The organism is Rhodococcus sp. USK10 (assembly GCF_019378875.1).
In the GTDB taxonomy this organism is placed as follows: Bacteria; Actinomycetota; Actinomycetes; order Mycobacteriales; family Mycobacteriaceae; genus Rhodococcus_F; species Rhodococcus_F pseudokoreensis.
Genome location: NZ_CP076048.1, coordinates 6,252,238 through 6,266,342 on the forward strand (window position 1 = coordinate 6,252,238; position 14,105 = coordinate 6,266,342).

General features: G+C 67.9%; 13 protein-coding genes. 10 read left to right on the forward strand and 3 right to left on the reverse strand.

Going from position 1 to position 14,105, the window contains the following annotated elements; translation table 11 throughout:
• Positions 1-5 precede the first annotated feature (5 nt).
• A complete protein-coding gene (locus I1A62_RS35735; RefSeq protein WP_219456945.1) occupies positions 6-701 on the reverse strand; it encodes a 3'-5' exonuclease in 696 nt (231 codons plus the stop codon).
• A 335-nt stretch (positions 702-1,036) separates the two neighbouring features.
• Here I1A62_RS35735 and I1A62_RS35740 point away from each other — a divergent pair, with 335 nt between their 5' ends.
• The gene (locus I1A62_RS35740) at positions 1,037-2,167 is read left to right on the forward strand and encodes a magnesium and cobalt transport protein CorA (protein ID WP_087556824.1); all 1,131 of its coding nucleotides are present in this window, start codon (positions 1,037-1,039) and stop codon (positions 2,165-2,167) included.
• 46 nt (positions 2,168-2,213) lie between these two features.
• Here I1A62_RS35740 and I1A62_RS35745 read toward each other — a convergent pair whose 3' ends face one another.
• On the reverse strand, positions 2,214-2,906 hold the full coding sequence (locus tag I1A62_RS35745) for a hypothetical protein (RefSeq protein WP_124395263.1): 693 nt from the start codon (positions 2,904-2,906) through the stop codon (positions 2,214-2,216).
• Positions 2,907-2,958: 52 nt separating this feature from the next.
• On the opposite strand from I1A62_RS35745, the gene I1A62_RS35750 reads away from it, so the two are divergent.
• The 9 genes from I1A62_RS35750 (at position 2,959) to I1A62_RS35790 (ending at position 12,113) form a co-directional block, all read left to right on the forward strand.
• Entirely contained in the window at positions 2,959-4,002 is a 1,044-nt protein-coding gene (locus I1A62_RS35750) for an ATP-dependent DNA ligase (RefSeq protein ID WP_219456947.1), read from the forward strand.
• Positions 4,003-5,031 carry a DNA polymerase domain-containing protein gene (locus I1A62_RS35755; RefSeq protein WP_124395261.1) on the forward strand — a complete coding sequence of 343 codons (1,029 nt, stop codon included), beginning with the start codon at positions 4,003-4,005 and terminating at the stop codon, positions 5,029-5,031.
• Positions 5,032-5,085: 54 nt separating this feature from the next.
• Positions 5,086-5,601, forward strand: a complete 516-nt coding sequence (locus I1A62_RS35760; RefSeq protein WP_124395260.1) for a DUF6764 family protein — start codon at positions 5,086-5,088, stop codon at positions 5,599-5,601.
• Between the two features lie 93 nt (positions 5,602-5,694).
• Positions 5,695-6,900, forward strand: coding sequence for a serine hydrolase (locus I1A62_RS35765; protein ID WP_124395259.1), 1,206 nt, complete (start codon positions 5,695-5,697; stop codon positions 6,898-6,900).
• An 18-nt stretch (positions 6,901-6,918) separates the two neighbouring features.
• Positions 6,919-7,140 (forward strand): dodecin, encoded by a 222-nt coding sequence (locus I1A62_RS35770; RefSeq protein ID WP_087556818.1) that lies wholly within the window; start codon positions 6,919-6,921, stop codon positions 7,138-7,140.
• Positions 7,141-7,233: 93 nt separating this feature from the next.
• Complete coding sequence (locus tag I1A62_RS35775; RefSeq protein WP_124395258.1) at positions 7,234-8,913, forward strand: FAD-dependent oxidoreductase; 1,680 nt, start codon at positions 7,234-7,236, stop codon at positions 8,911-8,913.
• A 169-nt stretch (positions 8,914-9,082) separates the two neighbouring features.
• The gene (locus I1A62_RS35780) at positions 9,083-9,982 is read left to right on the forward strand and encodes an Ig-like domain-containing protein (RefSeq protein WP_124395257.1); all 900 of its coding nucleotides are present in this window, start codon (positions 9,083-9,085) and stop codon (positions 9,980-9,982) included.
• Positions 9,983-10,040: 58 nt separating this feature from the next.
• Positions 10,041-10,940 (forward strand): carbohydrate ABC transporter permease, encoded by a 900-nt coding sequence (locus tag I1A62_RS35785; protein WP_374710848.1) that lies wholly within the window; start codon positions 10,041-10,043, stop codon positions 10,938-10,940.
• A 108-nt stretch (positions 10,941-11,048) separates the two neighbouring features.
• Positions 11,049-12,113 (forward strand): ABC transporter ATP-binding protein, encoded by a 1,065-nt coding sequence (locus tag I1A62_RS35790; RefSeq protein WP_219456949.1) that lies wholly within the window; start codon positions 11,049-11,051, stop codon positions 12,111-12,113.
• A gap of 4 nt (positions 12,114-12,117) precedes the next feature.
• On the opposite strand, the gene I1A62_RS35795 is transcribed toward I1A62_RS35790, so the two are convergent.
• Positions 12,118-14,067, reverse strand: coding sequence for a M13 family metallopeptidase (locus I1A62_RS35795; RefSeq protein ID WP_124395255.1), 1,950 nt, complete (start codon positions 14,065-14,067; stop codon positions 12,118-12,120).
• Between the last annotated feature and the right edge of the window lie 38 nt (positions 14,068-14,105).

Below are 14,105 nucleotides of genomic sequence, written 5' to 3' on the forward strand. Positions count from 1 at the left end.
CCGGGTCAGGCGATGCGGAACGGGGTGAGGCCGCGAATCGGCCACTCGCCGTTGACGTCCGACGCGTCACGTCCCTGCCGGACGAGGTAGTCGGCGAAGTCGCGCTGCCGTTCCGCGTGCCAGTCGGCCTGGTGGGTCATGATGTCGAGGGCCCGCAGATTGGGGAACTCCTGCGCCAGCGTCCGGGCGAGGTGTGCGGCGGCGAGCGCGTCGGCTTCCGCCTCGTGGGCGTCCTCCAGCGCGATGCCGTAGTACTCGCACACCGCACCGAGGGTGCGCCTGCCCTTTCGGTACCGGTCCATCTCGCGGTCGATGACGTACGGGTCGACGACGATGCCGGTGACGAGTTCGGGCAGGCCGAGCCGTAGACCCTCGGTGTGCATGACGGTCAGGTCGTAGGAGGCGTTGAACGCGACGACGGCGTGGTCCCGGGTCCACGCGTCGGACAGGGCGTCGCGGATCTCGGCGTACCCGGTCGCGTAGTCCTGCCCGTGGGCCCGGGCGTACTCCGTGGAGATTCCGTGCACGTCCGACGCGCCCTGCGGGATGGCAACCCCCGGGTCGAGCAACCAGGTGCGCGACTCGACGTGGTGAGCGTCGACGACGGCGATGCACGCGGAGACGATGCGGGCGTCGGAGGGGTCGGGCCCCGTCGTCTCCAGATCGAACGCGCAGATCGGTCTGTCCGACCAGCTGGTCATGGGGGCCTCTCGGTGGTGATTCGGTGCGCGCCCAGTATCTGCCGCGGCGGGCGCCGGATCGGGGACCGACACGGCGGGGATCCCAGGTTGTCGTGGCCGGTCGCCGGGGGTATCGTGTCCTGCGGTCTGCAGTTCGCCGAGGTCGTGAACTGTGTTATCTCGAGAGAGCGTTCTTTCGAGGGAAGTGTGCGAGAGGGTAAGGAGGTGTGGCATCCGATGAGAAGCCAACCTCCCAGTACCAACTGAAACCGTTCCACCGGTAGGTGCGCGGTTTCACGGTCCGTGTTCCTCAGCGCCGTCCCGCGCTGCCCCTTTTCCCTCGAAAGCCCCGTGCCATGCCTCAGTTGCGCCCGATCCGTTCCCTCCTGCCCAGCCGCTCCGCCGGTCTGTCCGACGCGGCCGCCGGTCACGCCGTCACACGCCGCGCCGTCGAACCGACGCCGGCGGAGGAAACGGTGGTCAACAGCGCCGTCTACCGCGACGGCCGGAAGACGGCCACCCCGGCCACGTTGTCGGAGGCGCTCGCGAGCCTGCCGGATGCGGCGTCGATGGCGTGGATCGGGATGTACCGGCCCAACGACGCCCAGCTGTACGCGGCGGCAAAGCAATTCGACCTGCACGAGCTGGCCGTCGAGGACGCCATTGTCGCCCACCAGCGGCCCAAGCTGGAGCGTTACGGCAAGACGCTGTTCGTGGTGCTCCGGGCCGCGCGGTACTGCGACGAGACCGAGCGCGTCGAATTCGGTGAGCTGCACGTCTTCTGCGGTCCGACGTTCGTGCTCACGGTCCGGCACAGCGAATCCCCCGACCTGTCGGCGGTCCGCAGGCGGATGGAGAGCAACCCGGACCTGCTCCGGCTCGGACCCGAGGCCGTGCTCTACGCCATCCTCGACGCCGTGGTCGACGGGTACGCGCCGGTGGTGGCCGGGCTGCAGAACGACATCGACGAGATCGAGACCGAGGTGTTCAGTGGGGCGCCCGGCGTGTCCCGGCGCATCTACGAACTCACCCGCGAGGTCATCGAATTCCAGAGGGCCACAAGGCCGCTGCTCGGAATGCTGCGGGGGTTGTCGCAGGGTTTCGAGAAGTACAACACCGACGAGGAGTTGCAGCGTTACCTTCGCGACGTCACCGACCACGCGACGGTCGTCGTGGAGCGGGCGGACGGGTTCCGTCAGCTGCTCGGGAACATCCTCACCGTCAACGCCACCCTGGTGTCGCAGGAGCAGAACGAGGAGATGCGCAACCTGACCCAGGCCAGTTACGCGCAGAACGAGGAGATCAAGAAGGTGTCGGCGTGGGCGGCGATCCTCTTCGCGCCCACCCTGATCGGAACCGTGTACGGCATGAACTTCGACCACATGCCCGAACTGCACTGGGTCGGGGGGTATCCGTTCGCGTTGTCGCTGATGATGCTCACCTGTGCCGGGCTGTACACGATCTTCAAACGCCGGGGCTGGTTGTGAGCGAGGCCGGCTGCGGGCGGGGACTCGCAGCCGGCCTGACCCGCCGTCAGAGTTCGTCGACGCAGACGACGAACTTGCGTTCGGAGTATTCGTAGCCGTTGGACGACGTGCTGCACGAGTCCACGGACGTGGCGCCCTGCACGATCTCCGTCACCTTCACACCGTCGACGGCTTTCGTGTCACCGCACTCGATGCGCGCGGGATCCTCGCCGCCGACGTCCATGCAGCCGCCGATCACCCAGTCCACGTCGAGGCAGATCGCGCCCTGCTCGATGCCGCCGAGGGTTTCGTAGTAGTACGAGTCGGCGTCGCTGATGCACTGGCTGTTCTTCGCGGCCTTCGCGATCACCTTGTAGTTCGAGTCGGGGCTGCCGCACACCGCCTTGTCGATCTCGGCGTCGGTGACGGTGCCGCCGAGCTTCACGCACTCACCGATCGCGACCTCGAAGTCGACGTCGCCGCCCGCGTCCTCGCCTTCCTGCCCGTCGATCACGGTGGTCGATTCGCTCGTGGAGGTGGCCGCGGAGGCACCCGACTCCGGCACCGCGGTGGGCGTCGTGTCCGAACCGCACCCTGCCGCCAGAACTGCCGTCGCCGACAACGCGACGACCGCGGTACACACCCGCCGAACTAACCCTGTCATGTCTGACCCCTCCGTCGGGTGACGTCCCGCCACCCGTGCCTCTGAGATGACCGTTGCCACCTCGACCGTGTCCACCGCGATTGCCGTGTCGCGCATTATTTGATTACATCGCTGTCCGATTTGCCAATCGTGGTGACAGTATGGACGGGTGGACCTCCCCGTGATGCCCCCGTTACAGCCGATGCTCGCGAAGGCTGCGTCGTCCGTTCCGGCGCAACCGGAGTCCGGGCTCGCCTGGTCGTACGAACCGAAATGGGACGGGTTCCGCGTCCTGGTCTTCCGCGATGGCGACGAGGTGGTGCTCGGTTCCCGCGGCGGAAAAGACTTGGCCCGGTACTTTCCCGAACTCGTCCGCGCCGTGAAGGACGAACTGCCCGAGCGGTGCGTGGTGGACGGCGAACTCGTCGTCCCGCGCAACATCGACGGCCGCACCCGCCTCGACTGGGAGTCGTTGTCGGAGCGCATCCATCCCGCGGAGAGCCGGGTGACGATGCTGGCGGAGAAGACCCCGGCCCAGTTCGTCGCATTCGATCTGCTGGCCCTCGGCGACCGCGACCTGAGTCGGGAGGACTTCTCCGTGCGCCGCGCGCAACTCGTCGACGATATCGGCGGCGGGCCCTCCTGCCACGTCACCGCGGCCACCGAATCCAGTGCGACGGCCACCGAGTGGTTCGAGGCGTTCGAGGGGGCAGGCCTCGACGGGGTGGTGGCGAAGAAGCTGGTGGGCCCGTATCTGCCGAACAAGCGGGAAATGGTGAAGGTGAAGCACGCCCGCACCGCCGACTGCGTCGTCATCGGCTACCGGCCGCACAAGAGCCAGCCGGGAATCGGGTCGATGCTGCTCGGACTGTACGACGGCGACCAGATGGCGATGGTCGGTGGCGCGTCGGCGTTCACGGCGGCGCGGCGGATCGAACTGCTCGCCGAACTCGACGAACTGCGCGTCGGCGACGACGTCGTCGCCGACGGGGCGCCGACGCGGTGGCAGTCGGGCAACGACCGCACCTGGGTTCCGCTGCGACCCGAACGCGTCGTCGAGGTGGCGTACGACCAGATGGAGGGTGCCCGGTTCCGGCACGCCGCGCGGTTCCTGCGCTGGCGCCCGGACCGGACACCCGACGAGTGCACGTACCAACAATTGGAGGTCCCGGTGCGATACGACCTTGCCGACGTCCTGGCCGGAGGTTCCTAGATGGCGAGTCCTGCCGAAGAACTCGACGTCGACGGCGTCGCCGTGCGGCTGTCGAGTCCCGACAAGATCTACTACCCGAAACTCGGTGCCGACGGCGGCACGAAGCGGCACCTGGTGGAGTACTACCGGACGGTGGCGCTGAGCGGTGCTCTGCTCGGTGCCCTGTTCGATCGGCCGACGCACCTGCAACGGTTCCCGGACGGGGTCGAGGGCGAGGAGATCTACCAGAAGCGGGTGCCGGCGAAGCGCCCCGACCACGTCGAGTCGTGCGAGGTCACGTTCCCGTCCGGCCGCAAGGCCGACGTGCTCCGAGTGCGCAGCGCCGCGAACATCGTGTGGGCGGCGAACCTCGGCAACATCACGTTCCACCCGTGGGCGGTGCGGTGCCCCGACGTCGATCACCCCGACGAACTGCGCATCGACCTGGACCCGCAGCCCGGCACCGGATTCGACGACGCCCGGGCGGTCGCGCTGGACGTGCTCCGGCCGCTGCTGGACGAACTCGGGCTGATCGGCTACCCCAAGACCTCGGGCGGTCGCGGCCTGCACGTGTACCTCCGCATCGAGCCGCGGTGGGACTTCATCGAGGTGCGGCGCGCGGGCATCGCCCTCGCCCGGGAGATCGAGCGGCGCAGCGGCGACCGGGCCACCACGTCCTGGTGGAAGGAGGAGCGCGGCGAACGCATCTTCCTCGACTTCAACCAGAACGCCCGGGACAAGACCATCGCGTCCGCCTACTCGGCCCGCAAGACGCCGATCGCGACCGTGTCGACGCCGGTCACGTGGGAGGAACTCGTCGACGTCCATCCCGACGACTTCACCATCGCGACGGTGCCCGCACTGCTCGAGAAACGCGGCGACCCGATGGCGACCATGGGTGACGTGGCGCAATCACTCGACGTGCTGCTGGAGATGGCGGAACGGGACACCGCGAACGGCCTCGGCGATCTCCCGTACCCACCCAATTACCCCAAAATGCCCGGGGAACCCAAGCGGGTACAACCGAGTCGGGACCGAGACCGCAAATAGCCGGCGCTCACGTAGGCTCGGAGGCTGTCGGGTCGGGAACAATGTGAGGTCGCCATGGAACGTAAGACGGTTCGTACTGCCGGACTCGTCCTCGGTGTCGTCGCGACGGCACTCGGGACTCTGATGATCGTGCCGGCCACCGCGTCGGCCGTCTCCCTCTCCTGTGTGTCCCCGCCGGGCCGGGGTCACACGACGGTCGTCGACCGCACCGCGTGCGGGGCCATCGCCGACACCAGCAGCAATTCGGCGGCGTTCGGCACCGACGGTGTCGGTTTCGCCGACGCGGCCCACGCGGGAGCGGCGCTCGGCGCCGGACTGGGCGGCGGTGTCGGCGCGGCAGAGGCACGCCGCGGCGCCGTCGCGGCGGTCGCGGTCGGGCCCGAGAGCGTCGCCATCGGAACGGTCGACAGCGTCGGCCCGGCGCTGGTGCTGAGCGGTCCCGGTGGGCAGGCGCTCGTCGCGGATCCGGCCAAAGGCGTGGTGTGCGCGGCCGGTCCCTCGCTGGCCATCAATTTCCTTGCAGGTCAAGCATGTCTGAGCGACGGCATAACAGTGTGGCGGCTTCCCTGAACGCCACCCCGGTCGGCGTCGTATGGTGACGGTAGTCACAATGGGCTGACGCACCTGCCGTAGGACTTACGGCAGCGAGATCGGAGGTGGTCGATGACGACCAGCGTTCGAGTTTCCCGGCCCGCGTCCGTGCCACGGACGGAACTGCACGTCGATCCGCGGTTCCTGCCGCTCGCCGACCGATTCTTCGCGATGTACCGGCAGCCTCAGCACGGCGGCGGGGCGCTCACCGCGTACTTCCGGGGCGAGAAGGTCCTCGACATCTGGGCCGGCTGGGCCGACCGCGACCGCCGGTGGGACCGCGACACCGTCGCACTGTCGTTCTCGACCGGAAAAGGCGTGGCCAGCACGGTCGTCCACCGGCTCGCCGAACGCCGGCTGATCGACTACGACGCCCCCGTGGCGCGTTACTGGCCCGAATTCGGTGCGGCGGGCAAGGACGGCATCACCGTCCGCGAACTCCTCACCCACCGGGCCGGACTACACAAGGTCCGGGGGCTGATGCGGAGCCCGCTCGACCTCCTCGAATACGACGCCGTCGTGGAGGCCCTCGCGGCGGCCCCGGCGGATCCGCGCAGGCTGCGCGGCCCCGGGTATCACGCCGTCACGTACGGGTGGCTGGTGGCCGAGCTGATCGCCCGCGTTGCCGGAAAGCCGTTCGTGCAGGTCGTGCAGGACGAGATCGCGGGCCCGCTCGGTGTGGACGACTTCTGGTATCAGGTTCCCGGACAACACCGTCCACGGATCGCGAAGCTGTTCCCGCACATCAACCCGGCCGGACTCAACTGGGAACTCACCTCGAACATGCTGTCGCTCGTCGGCCCCACTCGCGGGCTCGCCGAGGCGGCGATGCCGCAGGGATTCGACGCGCTGGTCCGGAACCCCGCGGTCCACGACGCGGTGATGCCCGGCTGGAACGGCGTGTTCAGCGCGCGGGCGCTCGCGCGGATGTACGGCGCCATCGCCAACGGGGGCAAGCTTGACGGACGCCGGTTCCTGCGCAAGTCCACCATCGCGCGGATGGCGGAGGTGCAGACGCGCGACCGCGACTACGTCCTCGGTATCCGCCCGCAGTGGTCGCTCGGCTACCACCGGCCGATGCTCGCCTCCCTGGAACAACCACGGAACGCGATCGGGCACTACGGGGTCGGCGGGTCCGGCGCCTACGCGGACCTCGACAGCGGACTGTCCCTGGGGTTCGTCACCAACCGCCTCGGCAGTTCCCTCACGGCTCTCGGTGATCTTCGTCTGGCCCGGCTCGGTGTCGAGGCGCAGGCGATCGTCCGGAACGGCAAGTAACCCACGAAAGGAATCCTGATGAGTGATCACGTGTACCGAGTTGTCGAGGTCGTCGGTTCGTCGAGCGACAGCACCGATCAGGCCATCAAGAACGCCATTGCGCGGACCAACGAGACCGTGCGGAACGTCGAGTGGTTCGAGGTCGTCAACACCAGGGGCCACGTCGAGAACGGCGCCATCGCGCACTACCAGGTCACGGTCAAGGTCGGATTCCGGGTGGAGCCGGGCGACGCGGTCTGACCTCGCGCACGGTTCTCGCACAAAAGTGGAACACGTTATAGTCTGGGGTCATATCTCGACGTCGGACTGCGCGTACTCAGGTAGGGGAGAACCGTGGCATATGTGATCACGCAGCCGTGCTGCAACGACGCGTCGTGCGTGGACGTCTGTCCGGTCAACTGCATCCATCCCACACCGGACGAGAAGCCGTTCGCGAGCACGGAAATGCTGTACATCGACCCGGACACCTGCATCGACTGCGGGGCCTGCGTCGAGGAGTGCCCGGTGGAGGCCATCTACGCGGAGAACGACCTCGACGAGGTCGACGAGCCGTACCTCGACATCAACGCGCAGTACTACACCAAGCACCCGATCGGCCCCGACTGGCCCGAGCCGCTCGAGCTGCCGCAGATCGACGCAGCCCTCGGCACGCTCCACGTCGCGGTCGTCGGGTCGGGCCCGGCCGCTTGCTACGCCGCGATGGAACTGACGGCGAAGCCCCGCGTCGAGGTCGACATCTTCGACCGTCTGCCCACCCCGTACGGGCTGGTGCGTGCCGGCGTCGCCCCGGATCATCCAGGTACCAAGGGCGTCACGGACCAGTTCCGCTCGGTCGTCGGCAAGCGGACGGTGCACTGCCATTTCAACGTGAACGTGGGCACCGACGTGACCCACGAGGAACTGCTTGCGCACCACCACGCCGTCATCTACGCGGTCGGCGCGGCTGGCGACCGCGAACTGGGCATTCCCGGCGAGGATCTCGCCGGGAGCCACGCCGCCACCGAGTTCGTGGCCTGGTACAACGGTCATCCCGACTACGCCGACCGCACGTTCGATCTGTCGGGGGAGCGGGCCGTCATCGTCGGCAACGGCAACGTGGCACTCGACGTCGCCCGCATCCTCGTGACCGACCCGGAGGTCCTGGCCACGACGGATCTCGCCGACCACGCCCTCGAGGCGCTCCGGGCGAGCAACATCCGCGAGGTCGTCATCCTCGGCCGCCGGGGTCCCGCCCAGGCCGCGTACACCAACCCCGAACTCCTGGCGCTCGGGCGCATGCCGAACGTCGACGTCGTCGTCGACCCGGAGGAAGCGGTGCTCGACCCCGCGAGCCGCGCGTTCATCGACGGCGACGACGCGGAGCCGTGGCAGCGCCACAAGGTGCGCCAGGTCGAGGAGTTCTCCCGGCGTACCGCCGACCCGGCGAAGAAGCGGATCGTGCTGCGCTTCCTGACCTCGCCCGTGGAAATTCTGGGCACCGACGCCGTCGAATCGGTGCGCATCGCGAAGAACGAGATGGTCGCGGACGCGTCCGGCAGGCTCAGCGCCAAACCGTCCGACGACACCTCGACGCTGGACACCGGCCTGGTGCTGCGCTCGATCGGCTATCGCGGTCAGCCGGTGGCCGGTATCCCGTTCGACGACCGGCGCGGCGTCATCCCCAACGAGAACGGCCGCGTGATCGATCCCGAGACCGGTGCGCCGGTACCCGGCGTGTACGTCGCGGGGTGGATCAAGCGCGGGCCGACGGGCGTGATCGGCACAAACAAATATTGCTCCGCGGAGACGGTCAGGATGCTCATCGACGACTTCTCCGCCGGCCGTCTCGACGCGCCCGCCGACCGTGAGGGTCTCGACCGGCTGATCGCCGAGCGCGCGCCGGACGCCGTCGACTTCCAGGGCTGGCAGCGGATCGACAAGACCGAGCGTGCCGCGGGCAGGGCGGCGGGCCGCACGCGCACGAAGCTGATCACCATCGAGAGCATGCTCGCCGCCGCCCGCGCCGAGACCTGATCGTGAGCTCTTCTTGACCACTCGGTGACACCGACGGCCCGCAGGCCGCGGAGCGGCAACGATTGCGGGCAAATTGCTCGTGGCCGGATGATGTGTGTTAATGGCAGTGCGCGATTGATAGGTCCGTCGGGGACGCGCGTTGTACACGTCGTCGAACGAGAGTGGTCATATGGGCAAGTCAGGAATCTGGTCGTCACGCGTCGCTGTCGCACTGACCGGGGCCGTCGTCTCCGGAACTGCGCTGGTCGGGGCCGCACAGGCCGCACCGCTGTTTCCCGGTGGACCGGAGATTCCGAGTCTTCCCACCCTGCCCGGTCTGCCCGGCGCGCCGCAGCTTCCGCTGCCCGAACCGGCGCCGGCTCCCGCAAACTTCTCGGCCCCGTCCCTCAACCCGGGTGCGGGCGAGGTCGTGGGTGTCGCGCAACCGGTGATCATCCGCTTCAACGAGGCCATCGGCGACCGCGCCGCCGCCGAGAAGGCCATCAAGGTCACCACCAGCCAGCCGGTCGAGGGCGGGTTCTACTGGATCAACGACAGCCAGGTGCGCTGGAAGCCCACCGAGTTCTGGCCCGCGAACACCGAGGTCACGGTGGATGCCGGCGACGCGCACTCCACGTTCACCATCGGTGACGCATTCGTCGCGACCGCCGACGACAACACCAAGCAGATCACCGTCACCCGCAACGGCGAGGTGGTCAAGACCATGCCGACGTCGATGGGCAAGGTCGATCACGAGACGCCGAACGGCACGTACATCATCGGCGACAAGTTCCGTGACATGTACATGGACTCCTCCACGTACGGGGTCCCGGTCGACTCCGCCGAGGGCTACCGCACGTACGTCGAGTACGCCACCCGCATGTCGTACAGCGGCATCTTCGTCCACGCCGCACCGTGGTCGGTGAACGCCCAGGGCAACACGAACGTCAGCCACGGCTGCCTCAACGTCAGCACCGAGGACGCCAAGTGGTTCTACGAGAACTCGAAGAAGGGTGACGCCGTCGTCGTCCAGAACACCGCGGGCGGCACGCTGAACGGCTCCGACGGTCTCGGCGACTGGAACCGCTGAATCTGATCCGCACCCGCATGTCCCGTGGCCCGCACAGTTCAATGTGCGGGCCACGGCAATTTACCGGCTATTCGTAAACGGTCGTCAGACTGCCGCAGTGAGATCGAGTCCGGAACGAACCCTGCCGTCGCCGGGAAAGCAGGGATTCCTCGGACGTCCGTGGCGGGACTACGCGCTGTTCGCGGCGTTGGTGGGCCCCAATCTGGTTCTGCTCGTTCTGTTCACCTACCGCCCGCTGGTGGACAACATCCGGCTGTCGTTCTTCGACTGGAACATCGCCGACCCCGCCGCCACGTTCGTCGGCCCGGGCAACTACCGCGAGTGGTGGAGCCGCCCCGATACCTGGCAGATCGTCGGCAACACCGTCGTGTTCACCGCCGCGACCGTCGTCGGATCGATGGCCGCCGGTCTCGCGCTCGCCGTGCTGCTGGACCGTAAGCTGCACGGGCGCAACCTCGTTCGATCGGCGATCTTCGCGCCGTTCGTCATCTCCGGCGCCGCGATCGGGGTGGCGTTCCAATTCGTGTTCGACCCCCGGTTCGGGCTGATCCAGGATCTCCTGCACCGCGTCGGGGTCGACTCCGTTCCCGACTTCTACCAGGATCCGCATTGGGCGCTGTTCATGGTCGCGGTCACCTATATGTGGAAGAACCTCGGATACACGTTCGTGATCTACCTTGCGGCACTGCAGGGTACGCGACGCGAACTGGCGGAGGCCGCGGAGATCGACGGGGCGAGCGGGTGGACGACGTTCCGCCGGGTCGTACTCCCGCAGTTGCGTCCGACCACCTACTTCCTGTCGATCACGGTGATGCTGGGATCGCTTCAGGTGTTCGACATCATCAACGTGATGACCAGGGGCGGTCCGCTCGGCACCGGCACCACCATCATGTTCCTGGGCCTGCTCGGAATCACCGTCTACCAGGTGCGGATCATGGATCACGGGGACGGCCGGTGACCGCGGGAGCCGTGCGCGAGCGGCTCGCCGGTGTCGGGGAACAACTCCAGCACATCGTCGACCGCCAGATCACCCCCAAACTGCCCCAGTAGGAGGAAAAGAACATTCATGGCCAACGTGCAGTTCGCGGGTGTCACCCACCGCTATTCCGGAGCCGACCGACCCGCGGTCGATCGGCTGGACCTCGACATCGAGGACGGCGAATTCCTCGTGCTCGTGGGTCCGTCCGGGTGCGGTAAGTCGACGAGCCTGCGGATGCTGGCCGGCCTCGAAGCCGTCGAGGCGGGCCGCATCGAGATCGGCGGCGCCGACGTCACCGCGCTGCCGCCCCGGGCGCGGGACGTGGCCATGGTGTTCCAGAGTTGCGCGCTGTACCCGAACATGACCGTCGCCGACAACATGGGGTTCGCGCTCCGCAATGCCGGCGTCGGAAAGGCGGAACGCACCGTGCGGGTGCTGGAAGCGGCGCGGATGCTCGAACTCGAACCGCTGCTCGGTCGCAAACCGGCGAAACTGTCCGGCGGGCAACGCCAACGGGTCGCGATGGGCCGCGCCATCGTGCGGCACCCCAAGGTGTTCTGCATGGACGAACCGCTGAGCAACCTCGACGCCACCCTGCGGGTGAGCACCCGCTCGCAGATCGCGGGGCTGCAGCGCCGGCTCGGCACGACCACCGTGTACGTCACGCACGATCAGGCGGAGGCCATGACGATGGGCGACCGGGTGGCGGTCATGCAGGACGGCCGTCTCCAGCAGGTCGCCCGGCCACGCGATCTGTACGACAACCCGGTCAACACGTTCGTCGCCGGGTTCATCGGCTCCCCGGGTATGAACCTCATGGACACCCCGATTCGCGACGGCGTCGCCGAACTGGGCGACCTGCGTATTCCCGTGCCGCACTCGGCGATCGGCGACGGATCCGTGATCGTGGGCGTGCGCCCGGAGTCGTGGACGCTGGTCGGGTCGTGGCGTAAGGACTCGTACACCGTCGAGACCGACCTGCTCGAGGAACTCGGTGCCGAGTCGTTCGTGTACGCGTCCGGCACGTCCGGGAAGGTGGTGGTGCGGGTGGATCGCACCCGCACCGTCGCCGCGGGGGAGAGGGTGCACCTGCGGCCGAAGCCCGGCGAGGTGTACTTCTTCTCCGCGGCGACGGGCGACCGTCTGCGGTAGCCGGCTACCAAATCTTGACGCGCTTCTCCGGATCCAGATACAGGGCGTCGCCGGGCTGGACGTCGAACGCGTCGTGGAACGTGTCCAGGTTGCGGATCACGCCGTTGCAGCGGAACTCCGGCGGCGAGTGCGGGTCGACGGCGAGCCGGCGGAGTGCCTCCGCGTCCCGGGCCTTGGTGCGCCACACCTGCGCCCAGCCGAAGAACACCCGCTGGATCCCGGTCAGGCCGTCGAGGACCTCCGGATCGGACCCGTCCGTCGCGATCCGGTACGCGGCGATGGCGATGGACAGACCACCGAGGTCGCCGATGTTCTCACCAATGGTGAACTCGCCGTTCACCGTGTGCCCGGGCAGCGCCTTCGGCTCGAACGCGTTGTACTGCTCGATCAGCGCCTTCGTGCGCTTGCCGAACTCGGTCCGGTCGTCGTCGGTCCACCAGTCGATCATGTTGCCGTCGCCGTCGTACTTGGCGCCCTGATCGTCGAAGCCGTGGCCGATCTCGTGACCGATGACGGCACCGATACCACCGTAGTTGGCGGCGTCGTCGGCCGCGGCGTCGAAGAACGGCGGCTGCAGAATGGCTGCGGGAAAGACGATTTCGTTCATGCCAGGGTTGTAGTAGGCGTTGACCGTCTGCGGTGTCATGAACCATTCGTCGCGGTCGACCGGGCCACCGAGCTTCGCGAGGTCGCGGTCGTACTCCGCCGCGTAGCCGCTGCGGTAGTTGCCAACCAGATCGTCGCGGGAGATGGTGACGGCCGAGTAGTCCCGCCACTTGTCGGGGTACCCGATCTTCGGCGTGAACTTCTCCAGCTTGCGCAGCGCGGCCTGCCGGGTCTCCGGGCTCATCCAGTCCAGGTCGGAGATGTTGCGCCGGTACGCCTCCTGCAGGTTCGCGACGAGTTCCTGCATGCGGGCCTTCGCGTCCGCCGGGAAGTGCCGCTCGACGTACAGCTTGCCGACGGCCTCGCCCAGCAGATCCTGGACCAGGGACACCCCGCGCTTCCAGCGGTCACGAATCTCCTCGGCACCGGTCAGGGTCTTGCCGTAGAACGCGAAATTCTCCTCGACCAGCGCCTGCGTGAGATACGGGGCGCGGGAGCGGATGACGTTCCACGTCGCCCACGCCTTCCAGTCGTCGAGATCCTCGGACGTCCACAGCCCGGTCAGGGTGGTGAGATAGTCGGGCTGGCGGACCACGATCTCGGCGAACTGCTCCGACGTGCCCCCGAGCGCGCCGATCCACGAAGACCAGTCCAACCCGGCGGGCAGCTGGTCGAGGGTGAGCAGGTTGTAGCTCAGCTCGGCGTCGCGACGCTTCACGACGTCCCAATGGCCTGCCGCGATCTTCGTTTCCAGGTCGAACACGCGCTGCGCGTCGTAGTCGACACCGGCGAGGGCGAACATCTTCGCGATGTGCGCCACGTACGCGGTGCGGATCTCCGCATGGTTGTCCTGGCGGTAATACGACTCGTCGGGCAGGCCGATGCCGGCCTGACTGAAGTGGACCAGGTAACGCGCGGAGTTCTTGGCGTCCGTGTCGACGTAGTGACCGACGGCCCCGCCGACCCCCGTGCGCTGCAGGCGCCCGATGACGGCGGCGAGGACGGAGCGGTCGGCGGCCGAGGCCACGTCGGCGAGCTCCCCGGCGATCGGAGCGAGCCCCGCCGCCTCCACGATGTCTGCGTCCATGAAGCTGCCGTACAGATCGCCGATGCGCTGCGCGTCGGTCCCCGGGGTCGCGCCGGAGCCCGCCGCCTCCTCGATGATGTTCTGGACGTCGACCTCGGCCTTGTCGTAGAGCGTGCGGAACGCGCCGTCGATCGCCCGGTCCGCGGGAATCTCGTATTCGTCGATCCACTTGCCGTTCACGTGAACGAACAGGTCGTCCTGGGCGCGGGTGTCGCTGTCGAGGTGGGTGAGGTCGATGCCGGAGCGCTGAGCCGTGGTCATGCGTTCCATCCTTACACCGTTCCGCGCCGACAGGTCCA